This is a genomic window from Kribbella caucasensis (genome assembly GCF_004361855.1).
Classification (GTDB): Bacteria; Actinomycetota; Actinomycetes; order Propionibacteriales; family Kribbellaceae; genus Kribbella; species Kribbella caucasensis.
Genome location: NZ_SNWQ01000022.1, coordinates 43,897 through 66,428, shown reverse-complemented (window position 1 = coordinate 66,428; position 22,532 = coordinate 43,897). Strand labels below are relative to the sequence as shown.

Below are 22,532 nucleotides of genomic sequence, written 5' to 3'. Positions count from 1 at the left end.
GGGTGTCAGCTGAGCTCGGCCTCCAGCACGCGGGCGAGCAGCGTCGCGAACGGCACCGGATGACTCGCGTACCCCGCATGCCCACCCGGGAAGCTCACCACCGGCCAGCCCACCTCGCCCGCGATCACCCCGATCGGCTGCGCCGATTTTGTCTCCGACACGGGACAACTAGATGCTTCGCCGACTCGATCCCGGCCGCCGGCACCAGCTTGTGCGCGACCTCCTTCAACGCCGCCAGCTCCGGCCGGTACCGCGTGAACGGCAGCAACTTGTGCGCGAAGAACACCGCCATGTTCGCGCCCATCCGCTCCATCACCTCGCGGTACTCCGGCCGCAGGTCCTCCGGCGCCGGCTCATCCTCCTCATCGAACCCGAGCCCGCCCGAGAACAGCCGCAGCGCGGCCTCGACCCCGTCGGTACGGAACGTGCCGTGCACATCCTCGAAGAACGCCCGCGCGACCTCCACGTCCGGCAGCACCTCGACCGCCGGCGGCTCGTGCGCAACCAGTATCCGCACCCGATCCGGGTACCGCGCGAGCAACTCGAGCCCCGTGATCGCCCCCGAACTACTCCCGAACACGTAGGCCGGCTCGTCCCCGCCGACCACGTCGAGCACGGCCAACGCGTCCGCGGCCGACCGATCCACGCGTTCGTCGACCGGCGCCTCGTCGTACGGGCTGCGCGAGTTGCCGCGTGGGTCGTACGCGACCACCGTGTACTCCGCGGCTAGTGTCCCGTGTCGGAGATTGCTTGATGGTGGGCGGTGTCCAGGTGCGTGCATCGCAAGGCGGAGAAGCGGCCTCGATGCGGGGTTCATCGTGGCCGCTTCTCCAACGCCGCGAGGTGCGTGCCTGGGCGCCGCCCACGTCAAGGAATCTCCGACACGGGACACTGGCTGCCCCACGATCGACTCGAACACCCCGCCATCCGTGAACCCACCCGCGATCAGCAACAGCACCGGCCCCGAACCCGTCACCTCGTAGTGCAGCGTCGCGCCCGGCACCTTCACCTTGTTCACGGTCTTCGCATTCATCTGGTCACCCCTTCATCCTCGGTGACACCAGCCTGCACACCCCCGCTGGCACCCCACGCACACGCCGCTGACACGCTTCCCTGCCCACCTTGTGCACCCGCCAGGCACACCCCCGAGCGGAATACGACTGCTCCGTGCCCAAAGTCGCAACCCGCAGCGGGTGGAACCGAGGGTGCCGCCGGCGAGTTGGGTCAGGTGGCCTCGGCGAGGTCAGGGGCTGCGGTGGTGGTGCCGGGACCGTCGAGGCCGGACCACGGGGCTCGGGGGAGGGTCAGCCGGCTTCGGCGATGTCGGGGGCCGGGGTGGCGGTGTCGGAGTCGTCGAGGCCGGACCAGGGGTCTCGGGGTGGGGCTACCCGGCGGCCTTGCGGGCAGATGCGGGAGAAGTCGCACCAGGCGCAGAGCGGTGACGGTTCGGGTGGGAAGACGGCGTCGGCCTCGGCGGGAGTGAGGCCTTCCTGCCAGCGGGCTTCGGCGGCGGCCGCGTCGTTGACGATGGACTCGGCTCGGCGCCGGTGCCGGGCGAGCGAGTCGTCGTCATGGTCGGCGGCGGCGACCGTGTTGGTCGGCAGGTGGTGGAGCTCGACGCGGGTGCACGGACGGCGGAGCACTCGGCGGGCGCCCAGGACGTAGAGAGCCATCGCGAGTGAGGAGCGCGCATCGGTGCTGGTCAGGAGCCGGCGACCGGTCTTGTAGTCGACGATCGCGAGCTCGGTGCCGCCGTTGCCGTCGCGGGCGGGCCGCTCGTCGATCCGGTCGACGCGGCCGCGCAGGCTGGCCCGTTCGGTGGTGAACGCGACCGTACGTTCGACGCCCAGCGGTTCGTAGTACGGGTCGGAGTCGCGGAGGTAGCCGAGCACCATGTCGGTCGAGCGATCGCGCCAACTGAGTGACTGCCGTTCGTCGCGGAATCCCTCACTCCGCCAGCTGGACCGCATCTTCGCGACCACCTCGTCCGGCGTACGACGCGACGCCTGCCACCGGCCGAAGAAGTCGGCAAGCACCTCGTGCACGATCGCGCCGACGGTGTTGTGCGCCCAGGGCGGTCCCTTCGGCGGCCGCGGCGTCTCCAGGTAGGTGTACCGGTACTTGCGCTTGCAGTCCGCGAACGTCAGCAGCTTCGTCGGCGTGGCCACGAACAGCCGCGACGGCATCCCCGGCAGCAGGTCGTCAGCCACGATTCAGCCCGCCTTGATGAAGTCCGCCACCGCGTCGGCGACCAGCTGGACCGCGATCGCGCTCAGCAGCAGACCGGCGATCCGGGTGACCAGGAGGACGCCGTTCTCGCCGAGGATCCGCATGATCAGCCCGGAGAACCGCAACGTCAGCCACATCACGATGTGGATCAGCACGATGCCGACCGAGATCGCGACCACGTCCGGGACCGACCCGTCGGCACGCTGCACGAACACCATCGTCGCGACGATCGCACCCGGTCCGGCCAGCAGCGGCGTACCGAGTGGGACGAAGGCGATGTTCACGTTCTTAGTCTGAACCGGATCCTCGGCCGTGTCGGTGAGCAGCTGCAACGCGATCAGCAGGAGCAGCAAACCGCCCGCGCACTGCAACGCCGGCAGGGTGATCCCGAGGTTGTGCAGGATCTGCTGCCCGAACGCCGCGAACACCACGATCACCCCGAAGGCGACCAGCACGGCCTGCCAGGCCGCCTTCTTCCGGACGGCGCGCGACTGGCCGGCCGTCAGCGAGATGAACACGGGCACGGTGCCGGGCGGGTCCATGATCACGAACAGGGTGACGAAGACCTCGCTCAGCAGCGCCAGATTGATGATGTCGTTCACGGCAGGTAGGCCTCTGGAACGTTCGCCTCGCTGGCCGCCGCGTTCGCCTTCGCCACGTCGAGCAGTCGCTCGAACTGCTCCGGCTCGGTCGTGTTCACCCCCAGGTCGTGATCCACCTTGCCGACGCCGTGATGGTCGCTGGACCCGGTGTAGATGAGGCCGAGGTCCGTCGCGATTCCTCGCAGCGTGGCCCGCGACTCCGGCGAGTGGTCCTGGTGGTCCACCTCGATCCCGGCCAGCCCATGATCCGCGACCAGGCGCGCGAGTAGGTCCACGGTGATGACGCGATGGCTGGACCGGCCCCACGGATGCGCGATCACCGGTACGCCGCCGGCCGCGCGGACCAGGTCGATCGCCCGGCCCGGATCGATCGCGTAGTGCGACACGTGCCCAGGCTTCCCGTCGGCCAGGAACCTGTCGAACGCCTCACTCCGGTTCGCGACGGTGCCGTTGGCAACCAATGCGTCGGCGACATGCGGCCGCCCGACCGACGGCGTACCGGTCGCCTGGGCCAGCACCTCGTCGACGGTGAGTGCGACACCCATACCGTTCAGCCGGGCGACGATCGATGGGATCCGGTCGGTCCGGCCGTCCCGGACGATCTTCAACTCCTCGGCCAGCGGCCCGTACGCCGGGTCCGGCAGGTAACCGAGTAGGTGGACGGAGATCCCCTTCAGCTTGCAGGAGATCTCGATCCCGGGCACGAACCCGATCCCGAGCTGCTCGGCGGCCCGGCGACCCTCGACCCAGCCGTCGGCCGTGTCGTGATCGGTGACCGCGATCACGTCCAGGCCGTCCCGCTTCGCATGCGCGATCAGGACGTCGACCGGGTCGGTGCCGTCCGAGCGGTTCGAATGGGTGTGCAGGTCGATGCGCACAGGCGATCAGGATCCCTTCTCCGGACATCTCTCGCCGCTGATGCTATCCGTGCCCACCCCCTTTCCCCGCCCAACTGTCCACACCCCGCCCAACCCGCACCACCCAACCCGCACCACCCAACCCAAACCCCCACCCACACACGCCGCCGCCCCGCACACCCCCGCCCCGCCCCGCGCCCGCCCCGCACACCCCCGCCCCGCCCCGCGCCCGCCCCGCACCACGCCCGCCCAGACCTCCCCCGGAACACCGACACGGTGCCTGCACCACTCATCAACCACCGTTAACGCGCCTTCTGCGGCGCCGCTCAAGCGTGGCGGGCGCAGGCTCGGCGCACTTGATGAGTGGTGGAGTGACGGGGCTCAGCGACCCTCCGCACACCACGCCCGCTCCGCCGTGTCCCGAGGCTCACCGCGCGGTAACTATTAATCGCACCCGTCCGTGACAATTTGTTACCGCGTTGTGGTGGTGGGACGGCGGATCTATCGTTGCCGGGCATGGGAGAGCAGGACCGGATCGACTGTGTGGGGGCGCTCGTGTACGACGAGCAGCACCGGCTGCTGGTGGTCCAGCGGGCGAACGAACCCGGTCGCGGCCTGTGGTCGCTGCCGGGCGGCCGGGTCGAGCCAGGTGAGGACGACCCTGCGGCGGTGACCCGGGAAGTCGAGGAGGAAACCGGTCTCCAGGTGTCCGTTGGCGAGCTCGTCGGCGAGGTCGAACGCGAAGCGCCGGGCGGCAGGCTGTATGTCATCCGCGACTACGAGGCCGAGGCCGTCGGCGGGACCCTCACACCTGGTGACGACGCCACGGACGCCCGCTTCGTCGACCGCAACGAGTTCGACGCCCTCCCCACCACCACCCTGCTGGCCTCCACCCTCGCCCAATGGAACGCCCTCCCGGGCTGAATTCGGGTGCTGCAGTGAGCAGGGCCGCTGATACTGGTCGGGTGGAACTGATCCGGGCGATCGAGGAGAACGCGGCTGAGCTCCTGCTGCGGATGGGCGCGGCCGGCGGTGGTGAGCAGCGCGACGACAAGGTCCGGTGGACGATCGGTGGTTCGCCGATCGACTATCACAATGCGGTGGTCGCAGCCGACCTGTCCGACGACGAAGCGGATCTGGTCATCGCCGAGTCGATCAAGCGATTCGAGGCGAACGGCGTCCCCGGCAGTTGGCACGTCGGCCCCTCGATGCGACCGAGCGACCTCGGCGATCGCCTGCTGACGGCCGGATTCACCCACGGCGGCAGCGAACCGGGAATGGCCATCGACCTGACCCAGCTGACCGACCCAAGTGACCCGAGGCCCGTACTGCGGATCGTTCGGGTGCGGGCGGCCGACGTACTGGCGACCTGGGCGGCAACGCTCGCCCAGGGATTCGGGGAAGGGCCGAAGGAGGCGGAGTGGGTTGCCGAGGTGTATGGGAGCGAGGGCTTCGACGATCCGTGGCGTCATTACCTCGCCTATCGCGATGACGAACCGGTTGCGACGGCGACGATCTTTCTCGCGGCCGGAGTAGCCGGGGTCTACTTCGTCATGACGGTGCCGACCGCCAGACGTCAAGGCATCGGCGCCGCCATCACCTTGCACGCACTCCGTGAGGCGAGGGATTCGGGCATCCCGTACGCCGTACTCGGCTCCTCCCCCGCAGGTCGATCGGTCTACGAGTCGCTCGGTTTCAAAACGTATTGCGAGATCGACCTGTACGAGTGGAGCTCAGGAGTTCCAGCGGTGGATGGCGGGGGAGCCTCGTTCCCAGCCCAGGACTGAGACGGTGGCGGTGTTGAGGACGAAGTGGCGGCCTTCGGTGACATCCAGTTCAAGCCAACGGGCGGTGAGGCCGCGTAAGGCGTGTGAGTGACCGAAGACGAGGACGTCGCCGGCTACGTCATTGATGCGCCGCCGCACGCGGTCGAGCCGGGCGGCAACCGCAGCAGGGGTTTCGCCGTTGGGTACCGGGCGCGCCCAGATCGTCCACCCCGGCACGGTCTTGCGGATCTCGGCGGTGGTGATGCCTTCGTAGTCGCCGTAGTCCCACTCGACCAGATCCTCGTCGACCTCGGCATCCGGGAAGCCCGCGAGCACCGCCGTACGCCGGGCGCGCTGCCGCGGACTGGTCAGCACCAGCGCGAACTTCTGTTCCGCCAACCGGTCCCGTAGTCCGGCAGCAATCCGCTCGCCTTCCGACGTCAGCGGCAGGTCGGTCGTCGACGTGTGCCGGCCGTTCTTGCTCCACTCTGTCTCACCGTGCCGGACCAGCCAGATCCGGTCCCCGTGGTCCGCTGACTCTTCGTATGTGGTCACGGATTCATCGTCCCAGATGGGTCACGAGGTCTTGACCGATGCACCCCGGACAGGGCAGGGTCGAAAACTGTAAGCGCTTCCATTTTGGCCCCGAAGCACCCGGGAAGCGCCCAGAAAGGCACAGACAGGACCCCAGACAGGCCCTGGAACCCCGGCAACCGCCCGACACCGAGGAGCTCTCCCGATGCCCTCCGGCCCGACCGGCAGGCCGGCGACGATCTACGACGTCGCCGCGCTGGCGAAGCTGTCCATCGCGACGGTTTCGCGCGTCCTGCAGGGCACCGGACCGGTGTCGGCGAAGGCGCGGGCCCGGGTCGACCAGGCGGCACACGAGCTCAACTACGTTCCGCTGCGAGCCGCCCGAAGCCTCGCGGTGCAACGTCATGAGGCGCACGGGCTCGTACTGCCTGACCTGGCCGGCCCGTTCTACGGCGACCTGCTGATGGGGTACGAACGCTGGGCCGGCGAACACGGCCAGAGCGTCATCATCACCGTCACACACGGCAACCCCGATCCGCGCCGCAGCATCCGCGACCTGGCCAGCCGGGTCGACGGGATCGTCGCCCACGCAGACGCGGTGGAGCTGCCGTTGATCCAGGATCTGCGCCGGGCCAAGGTGCCGGTGGTGGTGATCGCCCATCCCCCGGTCACCGGCTGCGACTCGATCCGCAGCGAGAGCCTGCACAGCGCCGAACAGTTGACCGGCCGGCTGCTCGACAACGGCCGCAAGAGTCTGGTTTTCGTCGGCGACCCAGCGACGCCGTACGACGCCACCGCGCGGTACACGGGCTTCTGCAACGCGCACCGCGATCGCGGCCTCCGCGCGGCGGAACCGCCGAGGGTCAAGCTGACCGAGGAATCCGGCGCCGCCTTCGCCAACCAGTTGCTAAAGGCAAAGACGCTTCCGGACGCACTGGTCTGCGGCAACGACGAAGTCGCGCTGGCTGTGATGAAAGTACTACGTGCGGCGGGCATCGGCGTACCGGAGGACATCGCGGTGACCGGCTGGGACGACGTGATGGCCGCCCGGTACGTGACGCCCGGACTGACCACCGTGCGGCAGCCGATCGCGGAACTCGGCCGGCTCGCCGCCCAACGACTGCACGAGCGGGTCACCGGAGAACGGACCCGGTCGCGCAACGACGTACTGGCAACACAACTCGTGCTGCGGGACAGCTGCGGCACGGCATCGGGGGAAGTAGCAGTAACCGAGTGAGGAGACGAGAATGACCAACAGCATCCGCCGCCGGCTGGTGATCGGCAGCGCTGCCCTTACTGCCACCGCACTCGCGCTAGCGGGCTGCGGCCGGTCCGAGGACTCCCCCGAATCGGCGCCCACGGCAACCACCAGCGTGGGCAGCGGCCCGGCCACCGGCGAGCTGACCGTGTGGGCGATGGGCACCGAGGGCGAGAACCTGCCCAAGCTGCTCACCTCGTTCCAGCAGGCCAACCCCGGCGTCAAGGTCACCGTGACGCCGATCCCGTGGGACGCGGCGCACAACAAGTTCACCACCGCGATCACCGCGCAGAGCCTGCCGGACGCCGCGATGGTCGGCACCACCTGGATGGGCGAGTTCGCCGACCTCGGCGCGCTCGACCCGACCCCGAGTTCGATCGACACGTCCGGCTTCTTCCCGGGCGCGCTGGACACCACCAAGGTCGGTGACGTCAGCTACGGCGTCCCCTGGTACGTCGAGACGCGGCTGGTCTACTACCGCAAGGACCTCGCCGCGAAGGCCGGAATCACCACTCCGCCGACGGACTGGGACGGCCTGAAGGCGATGACGAAGGCGATGCAGGACAAGGCCGGCGCGAAGTACGGGATCAACCTGCAGCCGGGCGGTCAGGGTTCCTGGCAGACGGTGATGCCGTTCGCCTGGTCCGCCGGCGCGAACCTGACCACCGACGACGACAAGCAGTTCACCTTCGACACCCCGGAGATGCAGGAGGGGCTGAAGTACTACCAGTCCTTCTTCACCGAGAAGCTGGCCGGCACCGACCTGCCACCGAACCAGACCGAGGCGCAGTTCGTCAGCGGCCAGGTGCCGATGTTCATCTCCGGGCCGTGGATGGTCGGCTCGATCGCCAAGCTCGGCGGCGACAAGATGAAGCAGAACATCGGCGTCTTCGAGATCCCGAAGAACAAGACCTCGACCTCGTTCGTCGGCGGCAGCAACTTCGTGGTGTTCAAGACCAGCAAGAACAAGGACAGCGCGTGGAAGCTGGTCCAGTGGCTGTCGGACCCGAAGACGCAGGCGGAGTGGTTCAAGCAGTCCACCGATCTGCCCGCCGTACAGAGCGCGTGGCAGGACCCGAGCATCGCGAGCGACCCGCTGCTGCCGGTGTTCGGCAAGCAGCTGGAGACCGCGAAGGCGCCGCCGGCGATCGTGAACTGGGAGCAGGTCGCGACCGCGTTCGACGCCGAGATCGAGAAGCTGGCCAAGGCCGGGCAGTCGCCGGCCGACACCGCGAAGGCCACCCAAGCCAAGGCCGCGTCGATCGGGACCGGCAGCTGAGCTGATGTCGTCCACCACTGTGCGGGAACCGGCTACCCGCGTCCGGAGGCCTGATCGGCCGCCGGGGCGGGGGCGCCGCAAACTCGACCATCAGACCGCCGCCGCGTGGATCCTCGTGCTGCCGTTCGTCGTGCTGTTCCTGGCCTTCACCGCCGGGCCGGTGCTCGGCTCGCTCGGGATGAGCTTCACCGACATCCGGCAGCGCGACCTGCGGACGCCGTTGTCGGTGAACGGGGTCGGGTTCGACAACTACGTGAAGGCGCTGTCCGACGAGACGTTCCGCCGGTCCGCGCTCAACACGGCGTACTTCGTCGTGGTCGGGGTGCCGCTGACCCTCGTGCTGGCGCTGGCGGCGGCGGTCCTCCTGGACCGCGGTCTCAAGCGATTCACGGCCGTGTTCAAGGTCGGCTACTACCTGCCGGTGGTGACCTCGATCGTCGCGATCGCGGTGATCTGGCGGTTCGTGCTGGCGCCGGACGCCGGCCTGCTGAACACGGTGCTCGGCTGGGTCGGCATCGACGGGCCGAACTGGCTGGCCTCGAAGACCTGGGCGATGCCGTCGCTGATCGTGATGGCGGCCTGGCGGAACTTCGGCTCCGCGATGATCATCTTCCTCGCCGGGCTGCAGGGCATCCCGCAGTCCGTCGAGGAGGCCGGCCAGATCGACGGTGCGGGCCCGTGGCAACGATTCCGGTACCTCATCCTGCCGTTGCTGCGGCCGACCATCCTGTTCACCAGCGTGGTCACCGGGATCGGGTACCTGCAGTTCTTCGAGGAGCCGTTCGTGATGACCCAGGGCGGTCCGCTGAACAGCACGATCTCGGTGTCGATGTACACCTACCAGCAGTTCGGCTTCGGCAACTACGGCCTGGCCACGTCGATGAGCTACCTGCTGTTCGTGGTGATCGCCGTCGTCACGTTCATCCAGTTCCGGGTGCTGAGGGAGAAATGATGCGCCGTACCTGGTGGATCTACCTGATCGGCGTCCTCGGCCTGATCGCGGTGGCCGCGCCGTTCGCCTGGATGTTCCTGGGCAGCTTCAAGACCCAGGGCGAACTGCTCCGGGTGCCGCCGACCTGGTGGCCGGAGGCACCGACCACGCAGAACTACGACGACCTGTTCAACAAGGCGAACTTCCCGCGCTACTTCCTCAACTCGACGATCGTGGCGCTGGCGGTGACGGCCGGCAATCTGGTCTTCTGCTCGATGATCGGTTACGCGCTGGCCAAGCTGCGGTTCAAGGGCCGCAACGCGCTCTTCCTGCTGGTGATGGCCACCCTGATGGTGCCGGGCATGGTCACCTTCGTGCCGCTGTTCGTGCTCGTCACCAACGCCGGGCTAGCGAACAGCTATCCCGGCCTGATCCTGCCGTTCCTGGTGTCGCCGTTCGGCGTCTTCCTGATGCGGCAGTTCTTCTCCGGGCTGCCGGACGACCTGATGGACGCCGGCCGGGTGGACGGCAGCAGCGAGCTGGGGATATTTGCCCGGATCATGTTGCCGCTGACCAGGCCGGCCCTGGCCACGCTCGGCATCCTCACCTTCCTCGGCTCCTGGAACAACTTCCTCTGGCCGCTGGTGATCGCCCAGACCGAGGACAAGTACACCCTGCCCGTCGCCCTGGCGCTGTACTCGACCGGCCAGAACGCGCAGAACTTCGGCCTGCTGATGGCCGGCGCGGTCGTGGTCGTCATCCCAGTGCTGGTGATGTTCCTCGCCTTCCAACGGCACGTCACCAAGGGCATAGCGATCACCGGCATCAAATAGACCCCCTTTTTGGAGACAAGATGACCGCCAACATCAGTCGCCGCACCCTGCTCGCCGCCACCGGATCCGCCGCTCTGATCGGTACCGCGGGCGCCGCGAGCACCTCGTACGCCGGTCCGCGCAGCCCGGCCGAGATCCTGCGCGGAGGGTGGCAACCGAATCGCCAGGACCGGGCCGTCGTCGGCCGTTGGGCCCGCGACACCTGGCGCAGCCTGGTCGCGCGCGAGCTCGGCATCATCTCGCCCGCCGAGGCGCTGCACCGGATCAACCAGACGCTGACCACGATGACCCGCGTCGACCATCACGACCCGAGCGGGATGTACTTCAACTGGTACGACGAGGCCACTGGTGAGGTCTTGTACACCGATCCCGACGGCACCCGGCCGATCACGCCGTTCGTGTCCAGCGTCGACAACGGCTGGTTCGCGGCCGCCCTGATGGTCGTCCGCAACGCCGTACCGGGCGCCCGCCGGCTCGCGGATCCCCTGCTGAACAAGATGAACTTCGCCTTCTACTACAACCCCGACGCCCGGCCCGGACTCGGCGCGGGGCTGATGCGTGGCGGCTTCTTCGAGACCTCGCCGCCGGACGAGGCGACCGACAAGGGCAACCACGCCGGCATCGGTCCGGACGTGTACTACCGCAAGTTCCACTACGACACCTGCAACACCGAGGCACGGATCGCGCCGTACATCGGTATCGCCCGCGGACAGGTCCCGCCGCAGCAGTACTTCGCGACGTACCGGACCTTCCCGGAGTCCTGCGACTGGTCCTGGGTGGAGCAGAGGCCGGTCGGCGTGCACCGGACGTACCTCGGTATCGACGTGTTCGAGGGCTCCTACTCCTACCGCGGGATGCGGCTCGTACCGTCGTGGGGCGGCGACATGTTCGAGTCGCTGATGCCCGACCTGTTCGTGCCGGAGTCGAGCTGGGCGCCGCGGAGCTGGGGACTCAACCACCCGCTCACGGTCCGCATCCACATCGAACACGGGCTGTACGACGCGAAGTACGGTTACTGGGGTTTCTCGCCGGCCAGCAATCCACGCGGCGGGTACTCCGTGTACGGCGTCGACGCGATCGGGATGGACCCCGGCGGCTACCCGTCCGACCTGGAGGCGACGAACTACGACGCCGGCTTCGACGGCTGCCGGGAGGGCACGAACCCCGACCCGACGTTCGGCGACGGTGTGGTCACGCCGCACGCGGCCTTCCTCGCCATGCAGTACGCGCCGCGGCAGGCGATCGACAACCTCGCGAAGATCGAGTCGACATTGCACGCCTACAGCGCCGGCGGGTTCTACGACTCGGTGGCGGTGCGATCGGGCCTGATCGCCAAGCGCTACCTTTCGCTGGACCAGGCGATGGTGATGGGTGCCATCGGCAACGTCTTCGCCGGCGACGTGATCCGGCGCAACTTCACCCCCGGCGGCCCCACCCAGCACATCCGCCCCCTGATCGCCATGGAGGAATTCACCGCGGGCCTCGACTGACCCCTTGACCGCTTGCGTCCGAAGAACCTTGGGTTATGACGCAAGGTTCTTCGGACGCAACGACGACAGCTAGCTGGAGTTTGATTGATGCAGAGCGATGCGAAGGCCGACTGGGACGCTCGGATCGCGGTCCGCAGTGACGAGGACCGCGAGTTCGAGTTCCCGGATCTCGATCCGCCGAAGGAGGTGACCGCGGTCGGCGGGATCGGGCAGGTGACGATCGACTGGGAACCCGTTCCCGGTGCGGTCGGCTACCTGATCCTCCGGGCGACAGAGGACGGTCCACTCGAACCGGTGGACCACCACAGCGGTGACGTCCTGTCGGTCCCGGCCCCGCCGTATGTCGACACCACCTGCACCCCCGGTACGCCGTACCGCTATGCGGTGGTGAGCGTGCCCGAGGTGACGGTCGCGGGTCGCGCGAGTGAGACCGCCGGGGCCGTACCGTTGGTTGCCGACGGCACGGTTCCAGTGGTGACGGTGACGGTGGATGCCGTTGCTGAGGGCACCGAGCTGCACCGGCCCTGGGTTCCGATGATCGGCAGCGAGCGGCTCAGCCAGTTGCTCTGCACCGACGTGACCGGCGGCCGCCAGATCGGTCCCGAACTGGAACAGGCGTTGCGCCGGATGCACGACGAGATCGGCGTCCGGACGGTGCGCGCGCACGCGATCTTCCACGACGACACCCGCGTGTACACCGAGTCAGCCGGACAGCCGGTGTACGACTTCACCGTGGTCGACACGATCTACGACAAGCTGCTCGCGATCGGCCTGCGCCCGGTGGTCGAACTCGGTTTCATGCCGCGGGATCTGGCCAGTGATCCGTCCAAAGTGGTCTTCGAGTACGGCGCGATCATCTCGCCGCCGAAGTCGTACGAGCGGTGGGGCGAACTCGTCCGGAAACTGGTGGAACACCTGATCGACAGGTACGGCCAGGACGAGGTGCTGACCTGGGACTTCGAGGTCTGGAACGAGGCCAACCTCGAGGTCTTCTGGTCCGGCACCAAGGCCGAATGGATGCGCCTGTACGACGTGAGCGCGGCCGCCGTGAAGTCGGTGGACGAGCGGATCGCGGTCGGTGGTCCGTCGTCGGCCGCGGCCGGTTGGGTCGACGATCTGCTGGCGCATGCGGCCGAAGTGGGTTCGCCGGTGGACTTCGTCTCCACGCACACGTACGGGAGTCCGCCGCTCGACGTACGGGCTTCGCTGGAGCGGCATGGGTTCGGCGAGGCGCGGATCCTGTGGACCGAGTGGGGTGTCACGCCGACGCACTTCAATCCGATCAGCGACTCGGTGTTCTCGGGCGTGTTCCTGGTGCGCGGGATGCGGTCGGCGGCGGGGCGGGTGGACGCGCTCGCGTACTGGGTCGCTTCGGACCATTTCGAGGAACTCGGGCGGCCGCCGCGGTTGCTGCACGGCGGATTCGGGTTGCAGACGGTCGGCGGGTTGCCGAAACCGCGGTACCACGCGCTCAGTCTGCTCAGCCGGCTCGGTCCGGTCGAGCTGCCGATCACGGTGGAAGGTGACGGCGGCGGCAGTCTGGTCGAGGCCTGGGCGTCGCGCGACCAGGACCGGATCGCGATCCTGCTGTGGAACCTCACGCTCGACCAGACGAAGGCCTCCGGCGCACCGGAGCTGACCCGCCGGATCCGCGTCGATCTCCCTGGTCTCGCCGGGGATTGGCAGGGCACCGCGACGTACCTGACTACCCGCAATTCGGCGACCGGATCAGGCGACTCGACCCCGCCGTACGGATCAGGCGCCCCGCCGTCCGGGTCCGGTGATCTGGTGGCGGCGGCCGCCGACCTCGGGATCGGCGACTGGCCGGCGACCGATCAGCACTGGCGTGAGCTGGCCCGGAGGAGCCAGCTGGTCAGCACTCCACTCACCTGGAACCTGTCCTCCGTCGAGCTGACGCTGCCGATGCCTTCCGCGGTGTTGCTCGAGTTCCGCGCCCGCTGAGCTCGCCGAGCTCGGGCTCGACCGACTCGAGCTCGTGCTCCAGCAGGTCCGGGTCGAGGCTGACCGCCTCGGTGATCCAGCGTTCGACGCCGGCGATGTGCACCGTCGCCCAGGACCTGGCCACTTCGGGCTCGCGCCCCTCGATCGCGTCGAGGATCGCCCGGTGTTCGGCCAGCGTCCGGGCGACGGCGTCGTTCTGGGTCAGGCCGCGCCAGATCCGGGCCCGGTAGGTGGGCTGGCGCAGGCTGTCGATCATCGAGGCGAGCGCGCGGTTGCCGCTGCCGACCGCGAGCAGCCGGTGGAACTCCACGTCACTGGCGAGCAGGTCCTCCACCGACGGCTCCGGGCCGAGCTCGTCGAGCAGCTTGCGCAGCGTGGCGATGTCCGAGCCAGGCATCCGCAGGGCGGCCCGCGCGGCCGCGGCCGGCTCGAGGATCCGGCGTACCTCGAAGAACTCCAGCACCGACGCGTCCTGGTGCAGGTCCAGCACGAACCCCATCGTCTCCATCAGCAGCGCCGGATCGAGACTCGTCACGAACGTCCCGTCACCTTGCCGGACCTCGAGCACCCGGATCAGCGCGAGCGCCTTGACCGCCTCGCGCAGCGAGTTCCGGGACAGGCCGAGGCGCGCGGCCAGATCCGGCTCGCGTGGCAGCCGGTCGCCGGGCCGCAGCTCGCCGGTCACGATCATCTGCTTGATCCGGTCGATCGCCTCGTCGGTGACCCGCACGTACACCTCCTGGCCTGACGGTGGAAACATCCGATGTCAGCGTCGCATACATCGGACGTCTGGGGCGCTTTTCACGCTCACCATTACGTTTCGACCCTGAATTAAGGACACGAACTGTTGACTCATGTCAAGGGGACGGCATATAGATCGGATGAATCAGTTCGTTTCTTCGAGGTATCAGTTCCCCTGGAGGTCAGGATGTACCGAAAACCAGCGCGAGCCCGCCGCTGGGCGATCGCCACCTTGTCGGCCATCGCGCTGACGGCCGTGGCTGCGTGCGGGGGCAACGACGGCAGCGGCGGTAGCGGCGACGGATCCGGGTCCGCCGACAAGGCCGACCTGACCTGGTCGTTCTGGGTCGGCGGCACCGAGGATGTGGCGGCCTGGCAGAAGGTCGCCGACCAGGCGACCACCGATCACGCCGGGATCACCGTCAAGCTCCAGGGCACCGACTGGGACAGCTACTGGTCCAAGATCGGCACCTTGCTGGCCAGCGGAAAGGCTCCCTGCATCATCGGCATGCAGAGCCTGCGGACCACGTCGTACGCGAGCGCGATGCTGCCGCTGGACGATCTGATGAGCAAGTACGGCCTGAAGACCGAGGACTTCGACAAGCCGATCATGGACGGCCTCAAGGTGGACGGGAAGCAGATCGCGATCCCGTACGACTCCGGCCCGATGGTGATCTTCTACAACCGCGACCTGTTCAAGGCCGCCGGTGTGGCCGAGCCGAAGCCGGGCTGGACGATGGACGAGTTCACGGCGGCCGCGAGGAAGCTCACCGCCGGCGGGAAGACCGGGCTGGTGACTCGACCCGGCGACCTGGGCGTCACGTCCTGGGTGCGGACCATGACCGGCGCGGAGCCGCTCGCCGACGGCAAGCTGAACCTCACCGACGGCAAGTTCGTCGAGGGATTCACCAAGTACGCCGACTTCGTCAAGACCGACAAGATCGCGCCGCAGGTGCCGGGCGGCAACCCCGACTTCGAGACCCAGCAGTTCGTCGCCGGCAAGGCTGCGATGCAGCTGAACGGGCCGTGGTCGCTGATCGACACCAAGGGCAAGGTCAAGTTCCAGCTCGGCATCGCACCGATCCCGGCCGGACCGGACGGCTCCAAGACGTACACCGCCGGCTCGGGCTTCGGCATCTCCCGGTCGTGCAAGACCCCGGACGCCGCCTTCCAGGCGATCATGTCGATGACGAGCGAGAAGCCGCTGACCACGCTGGCCGCGGCCGGCCGGGCGTACCCGGCCCGGATCGCCGCGCACCCGGCCTGGTTCACCGCGGCGGGCATCGACGGCGCGAAGGAGACGATCGACTACGCCTCGGAGAACTCGGTCCCGCTGGTCACCTCGAAGAACTGGGTCCAGGTGTCCGACCTGCTCACCCGCTTCGGGGTTCAGGCGCTGAACGGTGAGATCCCGCCGGAGCAGGCGCTGCAGACCATCCAGGACCAGGCGGGCGCTGGGTCCTGATGTCCACCGCTCAAACCACGACCGTCGCTCCGCCGGCCGGCCGCCCCTCCGGCGGCCGCCCGGTGGGGCGGCGGCCCGCGCTGCGGAAGGACGGCCGGTACGCCGGGGTCTTCCTGGCCCCGAGCCTGGTCGGCCTCGCCTTGTTCACGCTGTTCCCGACCGCGATGGCGCTGGGGATCAGCCTGTTCGACTGGCCGGTGTTCGGCGAGCGCAAGTTCCTCGGCATCGAGAACTACACGCACCTGCTGAACGACCCGGTGTTCCGCCGGGTCGTGCTGAACACCACGCTGTTCGTGGTGCTGTACGTACCGCTGAACGTGGTCGTCTCGCTCGGGCTCGCGGTCTGGCTGGGGCCGAAGATCAGGGGCCGGCAGGCGTTCCGGGTGCTGTTCTTCATCCCGGTGATGACGCCGATGGTGGCCAATGTGATGGTCTGGCGGCTGCTGTTCCAGCCCGGCGGTCTGATCGACGGCGGGATGCAGAGCTGGTTCGGCGTGAACGCCCCGAACTTCCTCGGGTCGTCGAACTGGGCGATGCCGGCGGTCGTGGCGATGTCGGTCTGGCAGGGCTTCGGCTACAACTTCCTGGTCTTCTCCGCCGCACTCGACCAGGTGCCGCAGTCGCAGCTGGAGTCGGCCCAGATCGACGGTGCCGGGCCGCTGCAACGGTTCCGGTACGTCACCTGGCCGATGATCACGCCGTCGATCTTCTTCGCCACCACGATGACGCTGATCACCTCGTTCCAGGTGTTCGCCCAGCCGTTCATCCTGACCCAGGGCGGTCCGGGTGTGGCCACCCAGACCATCGTCATGTACGTCTACAACCAGGGCTGGCAGTTCCTGACCATGGGACTCGCGTCGGCCGCGGGCTGGGTGCTGTTCGTGATCATCATGGGCATCACCGCGATCCAGTTCTTCGGCCAGAAGCGGTGGGTGCACTATGACGTCTGATGCCAACAGCCCCGTCGCCAAGGTGCGCAACGGGGTCTCGCACATCCTCCTGATCGCCGTCGCCATCGTCTTCATGGGCCCGCTGGTGTACGCCGTCGCGACCTCGCTGAAGCCGGCCGACGAGGTGTTCACGCCGACGCCCGAGTTGTTCGGCTCCGAGATCCGCTGGCAGAACTACGCCGACGCGTTCACCTTCGCGCCGTTCGGCCGCTACTTCCTGAACAGCCTGTTCGTCGCGGTGGCCGGGACGCTGGTCGTGGTGGTCGCGTCGAGTTTGTCGGCGTACGCGTTCGCCCGGCTGCGGTTCAGGGGCCGTGAGCAACTGTTCGTGCTGTTCCTGGGCACCTTGATGGTGCCGCAGGAAGTGCTGATCGTGCCGATGTACTGGCTGATGCAGTCGCTCGGCTGGGTGGACAGCTACTGGGCGCTGATCCTGCCCTGGGCGTTCACCGCGTTCGGCACCTTCCTGCTCCGGCAGTTCTTCCTCACCGTCCCGGTCGAGCTCGAAGAGGCGGCCCGGGTGGACGGGTGCGGGCCGTTCCGCTCGTTCCTGCGGATCATGCTGCCGCTGGCCCGGCCGGCCATCGCCGTGCTGACCGTGTTCACCTTCATCAGCTTCTGGGGCAGCTTCCTGTGGCCGCTGATCATCGTGAACAGCGTCGCGGACAAGGGCACCGTGCCACTCGGCCTGGCCCAGTTCATCGGCCAGCAGGGCACCCAGTGGAACCTGATGATGGCCGCGTCCGTGCTGTCCATGCTGCCGACCATCCTGCTCGTCGTCCTGCTGCAGAAGCACCTGGTCCGCGGTCTGCTCGTCACCGGCCTCGGCGGCCGGTGAAACCCACGTCGAAATCCAAGGAGTGTTGACATGACCGACGCCCCGTCGTCGTTCCCGCCCGCATCGTCCGTGGCCAAGTTCCAGGACTGGCGGTTCGGCCTGTTCGTGCACTGGGGGCTGTACTCGCTGCCCGCCCGGCACGAATGGGTGAAGAACCGCGAGCGGCTCACCGACGAGGACTACCAGCCGTACTTCGACCACTTCGAGCCCGATCTCTACGATCCACGGAAATGGGCCGCCGCGGCGCGTGCGGCCGGCATGAAGTACGCCGTACTGACGACGAAGCACCACGAAGGCTTCTGCCTGTGGGACTCCGCGGTGTCCGACTACACGGTGGCGAAGACTCCGTGGGGCAAGGACCTGGTCGGGCCGTTCGTCGAGGCGTGCCGGGCCGAAGGGCTCGGGGTCGGGTTCTACCACTCGCTGATCGACTGGCACCACCCCGAGTTCCCGATCGACCTCGTCCACCCGCAGCGCGACGACGAGGAGGCCATCGCCAAGGCGGCCGGCCGGGACGTCCAGGTGTACGCCGACTACCTGCACGCGCAGACCCGTGAGCTGCTGACGAACTACGGGCCGATCGACATCATGTGGTTCGACTTCTCCTACCCGGGCCGCAAGTACGACGACGGCCGGGATGGTCACGGCAAGGGCCGCGACGACTGGCGGTCGGAGGAACTGATGGCGATGGTCCGGGAACTGCAGCCGGACATCCTGATCAACGACCGGCTGGACATCCCGGGCGACTTCGTCACGCCGGAGCAGTACCAGCCGAGCGGCCCGATGCAGCGAGACGGCAAGCCGCTGATCTGGGAAGCCTGCCAGACCCTCAACGGCAGCTGGGGATACGACCGGGACAACCTGGACTGGAAGTCACCCGACCTGCTCGTCCGGATGCTGGTCGACTCGGTCTCCAAGGACGGCAACCTGCTGCTCAACGTCGGCCCGACCGGGCGCGGCGAGTTCGACCCGCGGGCGCTGGACACGCTGGCGCAGATCGGCGAGTGGTTCCGGGTGCACGAGCGGTCGGTACGGGGTGCCAGGCCGAGCGAGTTCACCGCACCGCTCGACTGCCGGTACACGCAACGCGGTGACCGGCTCTACCTGCACCTGTTCTCCTGGCCGATGCAGCACGTGCACCTGCCTGGGCTGGCCGGCAAGGTGAAGTACGCGCAACTGCTGAACGACGCGTCCGAGATCAAGCAGATCGTCAACGACCCGCACCAGACCGCTCAGAACACCCGAATGGGCGGCCTCGCGGCGGACACCCTCACCCTCGAACTCCCGATCCAGAAGCCCGATGTCGCAGTACCGGTGATCGAGCTGTTCCTGGCCTGATTGTCAGTTGGTGGCGGGCGGTTCGGCCGGAACGGGACGGCCGGGCTGCTCGCCACCACGCGCGTCCAGGTAGTTGTTCTTCGGGACCATGACCTTGCGTTTGAACAGGCAGACGACGGTGCCGTCCTGCTTGTAGCCCTTGGTCTCCACGTAGACCACGCCGCGATCGTCCTTGGACTTCGACTCCCACTTGTCCAGCACGATCGTCTCGCCGTAGATCGTGTCGCCGTGGAAGGTCGGCGCGACGTGCCGGAGCGACTCGATCTCCAGGTTCGCGATCGCCTTGCCGCTCACGTCCGGGACCGACATGCCGAGCAGGATCGAGTAGATGTAGTTGCCAACCACAACGTTCTTGCCGAACTGGGTGGTCTCGCCGGCGTAGTTCGCGTCCAGGTGCAGCGGGTGGTGGTTCATGGTGAGCAGGCAGAACAGGTGGTCGTCGTACTCGGTGACCGTCTTACCGGGCCAGTGCTTGTAGACCGCACCGACCTCGAACTCCTCGTAACTGCGCCCGAACTGCATTCCCGCTCCTTCCGTCACCGCAATGCTTACCTGATCCGGCCCGCGGTCGGCAGATGACGCGCGCGTGGCCTTCCTAACATGCCCTGCCTCTCAGCCGTGGCGTTTGTCTCACCGGAGCTCCTTCAACCTAGGTGCAACCATCCCGCCCGCTTCAGGCGTCAGTGTTCGCGCTGGAGCAGAGACGACCGGAATCCGGGAGGACGGCATGTTGCGGATCCACTTCACCGCAGAGGACCTGGCGCGTACGACGCTCGCGGCCGATCCGGATCCGCTGTGGGAGGTGCTGCTCAGCCTGCACATGTTGCAGGTCGAGGACGGCCCGGTCCCGTACGGCGCCTGGCGGCAGCGGATGCGCCGGAAGCTCCCCCGCGAATCGGTAGGCCCCCTGGCCGCCCTGGCCCCACCCGTCGGCTACTCCCCCGACTTCCTCACCCCGGCGGCCAGTACGGGCGGGTTCGACGCCGGACTGGACGGGATGTTGTCAGCGCCCCGCGATCGGGTCCGGCACGACCTGTCGAAGCTGGCGGCGCGGCAGAGTGCGGTCACCTGGATCCGGCACCTCGCCGAGGTACGGCCGGAGGCACTGCACCGACTCGGCCACTCCACTCGCGTCTACCACCGCACCGCGCTCGCGCCGTACTGGGGCTCGCTGACGAACGCTGTCCGGGCCGACCATCGGCAGCGGATGACCCAGATGGTGACCGGTGGGGTGGGGGCCGCGCTGGAGGCGATCCACCCGCAGGCACGGTGGCGGGGCCAGGTACTGGAGATCGCGGCGTTCCGGGACGAGGAGGTCCGCCTGGACGGTCGTGGTCTGCGCCTGCAACCGTCGTACTTCTGCTGGCAGCACCCGACGAAGCTGGGGGATCCAGGGCTGCCACCGGTGCTGGTGTTCCCGATCCGGACCGCGCGTGGTCTGCTGCTCGCCGACCGGTCGTCCGCTGATACCCAGCAACGGCTGGGGGCGCTACTGGGCCGGACCAGGGCGGCCGTACTGGCGATGACGGTCGACGGCCGGACGACCACCGAGCTGGCGACCGCCTGCCGGATCACGTTGGCGACGGCGAGCCACCAGACCGCAGTACTACGGGACGCGGGGCTGATCGAGTCGCGCCGGCGTGGCAAGTCCGTCCAGCACCTGGCGACCCAGCTGGGCCATGCACTACTCGAGGGCAGCGCCCCGGTCTAGTTGGACTGTTCCGGCAGGCGTGGGGCCACTTCACCCTTGAGCGCCAGCTTGGCCAGGTGGTTGCGCGCCTCCTCGGCGAACTTGAAGTCGCACAGCACGTCGTAAGTCGTCGCGACCACCGCGGTGCGCGAGGTGAAGTCGCGGCGGCCGCCCAGCTGGGCGTACCCGATCGCGCCGAACGCCATCCCGAAGATCGCGCCCAGCACCACACCGGTGATCACCGCGGCGAGCCAGCCGCCGCCGGTGGTGAACAGGCCGAGCAGCACGCCCACGAACAGGCCGAACCAGGCGCCACTGGCCAGACCGGCGGTGAGCGCCTTCCCCCAAGTCAGCCGACCGGTGATCTTCTCGACCTGACGCAGGTTGTTGCCGACGATGGTGGTGTGCTCGACCGGGAACTTCTCGTCCGAGAGGTAGTCGACCGCTCGCTGCGCTTCCCGGTAGGTGTCGTACGTGCCGATCGTCAGGCCCGTCGGCCGGGGGTCCATCGAGGGCATGCCCTGGGTGGTCATCGTCGTTCCTCTCCACTGTTGCTTCCTCCCATCATTGCCGACGGGTGGTCACCCTGCTGGCTCACGGGCCCGCTGGAGCGTTCTGGCCACGGCACGTTGATAGCCTCGCGTCGATGAGCGAGCGGAAGTGGGACTTGGGCGCGACACGCCGAGTCGGACGGGTCTTCACCCGCCGGGCGCCGGCCGACCCGCCACCGCTCGACCTGGTCGGCAGCGGCGAGCTGGAAGGCGCCCTGGTCGACTGGGCGTACTACCGCGACGGCCGCCGGGACCGGCGCATCGCCAGCTACGTGGACGCGCTGAAACGGGCCCGGCGCGATGACGGGTTCGTCTGGATCGGCCTGTTCCAGCCGAACGAGCAGCAGCTGGCCATGATCGGCGGGGAGTTCGGCCTGCACGCACTGGCCCTCGAGGACGCCACCGAGGCCCACCAGCGACCGAAGCTGGAGCGGTACGACGACACCCTGTTCGCAGTACTGAAGACGGTCCGCTACGTGCCGCACGGCGACCTGACCGCCACCAGCGAGGTGGTCGAGTCGGGTGAGGTGATGGTGTTCTGCGGGCCCGGGTTCGTGATCACCGTGCGGCACGGGGAACACAGTGAGCTGACCGGTTTGCGGCAGCAGCTGGAGCAGGAGCCGGACCGGCTGGCGGCCGGGCCGGGCGGCGTGCTGCATGCCATCGCCGACCACGTGGTGGACACCTACCTGGAGGTGGCCGACGCGGTCCAGGCGGACATCGACAAGATCGAGACCGAGATGTTCTCCCCGCGCGGCTGGCACAGCATCGACCGGGTGTACCAGCTGAAGCGCGAGGTGCTGGAGCTGAAGCGGGCGGTGGCGCCGCTGACCGGGCCGATGCGGGCACTGTCGACCCTGCGGCACCCGCTGATCAGCGACGAGACCCGGAACTACTTCCGCGACGTCGACGACCACCTGCTCCGGGTGAAGGAACAGGTCGTCTCGTTCGACGAGTTGCTCAGCTCGATCCTGCAGGCCGGGCTGGCCCAGGTGCAGGTGTCGGAGAACGAGGACATGCGCCGGATCTCCGCCTGGGTGGCGATCCTCGCGGTGCCGACGATGATCGCCGGGGTCTACGGGATGAACTTCGACAACATGCCCGAGCTGAAGCTGAAGTACGCGTACTTCGTCGTGCTCGCGGTGATGGCGGCCGCGTGCAGCACGCTCTACCTGCTGTTCAAGCGCAATCGATGGCTGTGAAGCCCCCGGGCATCGC

Annotated in this window: 23 protein-coding genes; 14 read left to right on the top strand and 9 right to left on the bottom strand. The window is 68.2% G+C overall.

What is annotated here, in order from left to right; translation table 11 throughout:
* Positions 1 to 5: 5 nt before the first annotated feature.
* The 5 genes from EV643_RS44405 to EV643_RS34570 all read right to left on the bottom strand — a co-directional run bounded on the left by EV643_RS44405 (position 6) and on the right by EV643_RS34570 (position 3,709).
* Positions 6 to 161 carry a hypothetical protein gene (locus EV643_RS44405; protein WP_166665685.1) on the bottom strand — a complete coding sequence of 52 codons (156 nt, stop codon included), beginning with the start codon at positions 159 to 161 and terminating at the stop codon, positions 6 to 8.
* On the bottom strand, positions 125 to 1,033 hold the full coding sequence (locus EV643_RS34585; RefSeq protein WP_133804414.1) for an alpha/beta hydrolase: 909 nt from the start codon (positions 1,031 to 1,033) through the stop codon (positions 125 to 127). The genes EV643_RS44405 and EV643_RS34585 overlap by 37 nt, the downstream gene beginning before the upstream one ends.
* A 271-nt stretch (positions 1,034 to 1,304) precedes the next feature.
* Positions 1,305 to 2,210, bottom strand: coding sequence for a RecB family exonuclease (locus tag EV643_RS34580; protein ID WP_202869887.1), 906 nt, complete (start codon positions 2,208 to 2,210; stop codon positions 1,305 to 1,307).
* 3 nt (positions 2,211 to 2,213) lie between these two features.
* Positions 2,214 to 2,831 (bottom strand): MarC family protein, encoded by a 618-nt coding sequence (locus tag EV643_RS34575; RefSeq protein ID WP_133804413.1) that lies wholly within the window; start codon positions 2,829 to 2,831, stop codon positions 2,214 to 2,216.
* Positions 2,828 to 3,709, bottom strand: a complete 882-nt coding sequence (locus EV643_RS34570) for a PHP domain-containing protein (protein ID WP_133804412.1) — start codon at positions 3,707 to 3,709, stop codon at positions 2,828 to 2,830. The genes EV643_RS34575 and EV643_RS34570 overlap by 4 nt, the downstream gene beginning before the upstream one ends.
* A gap of 495 nt (positions 3,710 to 4,204) precedes the next feature.
* Here EV643_RS34570 and EV643_RS34560 point away from each other — a divergent pair, with 495 nt between their 5' ends.
* Both EV643_RS34560 and EV643_RS34555 read left to right on the top strand, forming a co-directional pair.
* Complete coding sequence (locus tag EV643_RS34560) at positions 4,205 to 4,612, top strand: NUDIX hydrolase (RefSeq protein ID WP_133804411.1); 408 nt, start codon at positions 4,205 to 4,207, stop codon at positions 4,610 to 4,612.
* Positions 4,613 to 4,653: 41 nt separating this feature from the next.
* Positions 4,654 to 5,475 carry a GNAT family N-acetyltransferase gene (locus EV643_RS34555; protein WP_238166002.1) on the top strand — a complete coding sequence of 274 codons (822 nt, stop codon included), beginning with the start codon at positions 4,654 to 4,656 and terminating at the stop codon, positions 5,473 to 5,475.
* On the opposite strand, the gene EV643_RS34550 is transcribed toward EV643_RS34555, so the two are convergent.
* Positions 5,422 to 6,009, bottom strand: coding sequence for a histidine phosphatase family protein (locus tag EV643_RS34550; protein ID WP_133804409.1), 588 nt, complete (start codon positions 6,007 to 6,009; stop codon positions 5,422 to 5,424). The genes EV643_RS34555 and EV643_RS34550 overlap by 54 nt on opposite strands.
* 184 nt (positions 6,010 to 6,193) lie before the next feature.
* On the opposite strand from EV643_RS34550, the gene EV643_RS34545 reads away from it, so the two are divergent.
* From EV643_RS34545 to EV643_RS34520, 6 genes are all read left to right on the top strand, one after another.
* Positions 6,194 to 7,225, top strand: a complete 1,032-nt coding sequence (locus tag EV643_RS34545; protein WP_133804408.1) for a LacI family DNA-binding transcriptional regulator — start codon at positions 6,194 to 6,196, stop codon at positions 7,223 to 7,225.
* A 10-nt stretch (positions 7,226 to 7,235) separates the two neighbouring features.
* Positions 7,236 to 8,525: a sugar ABC transporter substrate-binding protein gene (locus EV643_RS34540; RefSeq protein ID WP_133804407.1), complete on the top strand. Its 1,290-nt coding sequence runs from the start codon at positions 7,236 to 7,238 to the stop codon at positions 8,523 to 8,525.
* 4 nt (positions 8,526 to 8,529) lie between these two features.
* Positions 8,530 to 9,477 carry a carbohydrate ABC transporter permease gene (locus EV643_RS34535; RefSeq protein ID WP_238166001.1) on the top strand — a complete coding sequence of 316 codons (948 nt, stop codon included), beginning with the start codon at positions 8,530 to 8,532 and terminating at the stop codon, positions 9,475 to 9,477.
* Positions 9,474 to 10,289, top strand: a complete 816-nt coding sequence (locus tag EV643_RS34530; RefSeq protein WP_238166000.1) for a carbohydrate ABC transporter permease — start codon at positions 9,474 to 9,476, stop codon at positions 10,287 to 10,289. The genes EV643_RS34535 and EV643_RS34530 overlap by 4 nt, the downstream gene beginning before the upstream one ends.
* 20 nt (positions 10,290 to 10,309) lie before the next feature.
* A complete protein-coding gene (locus EV643_RS34525) occupies positions 10,310 to 11,779 on the top strand; it encodes a glucoamylase family protein (protein ID WP_133804406.1) in 1,470 nt (489 codons plus the stop codon).
* Between the two features lie 87 nt (positions 11,780 to 11,866).
* A complete protein-coding gene (locus tag EV643_RS34520; RefSeq protein WP_133804405.1) occupies positions 11,867 to 13,741 on the top strand; it encodes a GH39 family glycosyl hydrolase in 1,875 nt (624 codons plus the stop codon).
* On the opposite strand, the gene EV643_RS34515 is transcribed toward EV643_RS34520, so the two are convergent.
* Positions 13,665 to 14,471, bottom strand: a complete 807-nt coding sequence (locus tag EV643_RS34515; RefSeq protein ID WP_133804404.1) for a FadR/GntR family transcriptional regulator — start codon at positions 14,469 to 14,471, stop codon at positions 13,665 to 13,667. The two genes, EV643_RS34520 and EV643_RS34515, sit on opposite strands and share 77 nt — an antisense overlap.
* Before the next feature lie 198 nt (positions 14,472 to 14,669).
* On the opposite strand from EV643_RS34515, the gene EV643_RS34510 reads away from it, so the two are divergent.
* Genes EV643_RS34510 through EV643_RS34495 form a run of 4 tightly spaced genes read left to right on the top strand, consistent with a single transcriptional unit; the run spans position 14,670 to position 19,073 of the window.
* Positions 14,670 to 15,947 (top strand): ABC transporter substrate-binding protein, encoded by a 1,278-nt coding sequence (locus EV643_RS34510; RefSeq protein WP_133804403.1) that lies wholly within the window; start codon positions 14,670 to 14,672, stop codon positions 15,945 to 15,947.
* On the top strand, positions 15,947 to 16,897 hold the full coding sequence (locus tag EV643_RS34505) for a carbohydrate ABC transporter permease (RefSeq protein ID WP_238165999.1): 951 nt from the start codon (positions 15,947 to 15,949) through the stop codon (positions 16,895 to 16,897). The genes EV643_RS34510 and EV643_RS34505 overlap by 1 nt, the downstream gene beginning before the upstream one ends.
* Positions 16,887 to 17,735, top strand: coding sequence for a carbohydrate ABC transporter permease (locus tag EV643_RS34500; protein ID WP_133804402.1), 849 nt, complete (start codon positions 16,887 to 16,889; stop codon positions 17,733 to 17,735). The genes EV643_RS34505 and EV643_RS34500 overlap by 11 nt, the downstream gene beginning before the upstream one ends.
* Positions 17,736 to 17,765: 30 nt before the next feature.
* Positions 17,766 to 19,073: an alpha-L-fucosidase gene (locus EV643_RS34495; RefSeq protein WP_133804401.1), complete on the top strand. Its 1,308-nt coding sequence runs from the start codon at positions 17,766 to 17,768 to the stop codon at positions 19,071 to 19,073.
* Between the two features lie 3 nt (positions 19,074 to 19,076).
* Here EV643_RS34495 and EV643_RS34490 read toward each other — a convergent pair whose 3' ends face one another.
* Entirely contained in the window at positions 19,077 to 19,595 is a 519-nt protein-coding gene (locus EV643_RS34490) for a MaoC family dehydratase (protein WP_133804400.1), read from the bottom strand.
* A gap of 205 nt (positions 19,596 to 19,800) precedes the next feature.
* On the opposite strand from EV643_RS34490, the gene EV643_RS34485 reads away from it, so the two are divergent.
* Positions 19,801 to 20,784 carry an ArsR/SmtB family transcription factor gene (locus tag EV643_RS34485; protein WP_133804399.1) on the top strand — a complete coding sequence of 328 codons (984 nt, stop codon included), beginning with the start codon at positions 19,801 to 19,803 and terminating at the stop codon, positions 20,782 to 20,784.
* Here EV643_RS34485 and EV643_RS34480 read toward each other — a convergent pair.
* Positions 20,781 to 21,296 carry a phage holin family protein gene (locus EV643_RS34480; protein WP_133804398.1) on the bottom strand — a complete coding sequence of 172 codons (516 nt, stop codon included), beginning with the start codon at positions 21,294 to 21,296 and terminating at the stop codon, positions 20,781 to 20,783. The two genes, EV643_RS34485 and EV643_RS34480, sit on opposite strands and share 4 nt — an antisense overlap.
* 113 nt (positions 21,297 to 21,409) lie before the next feature.
* On the opposite strand from EV643_RS34480, the gene EV643_RS34475 reads away from it, so the two are divergent.
* Positions 21,410 to 22,516, top strand: a complete 1,107-nt coding sequence (locus tag EV643_RS34475; protein ID WP_133804397.1) for a magnesium and cobalt transport protein CorA — start codon at positions 21,410 to 21,412, stop codon at positions 22,514 to 22,516.
* Positions 22,517 to 22,532 lie beyond the last annotated feature (16 nt).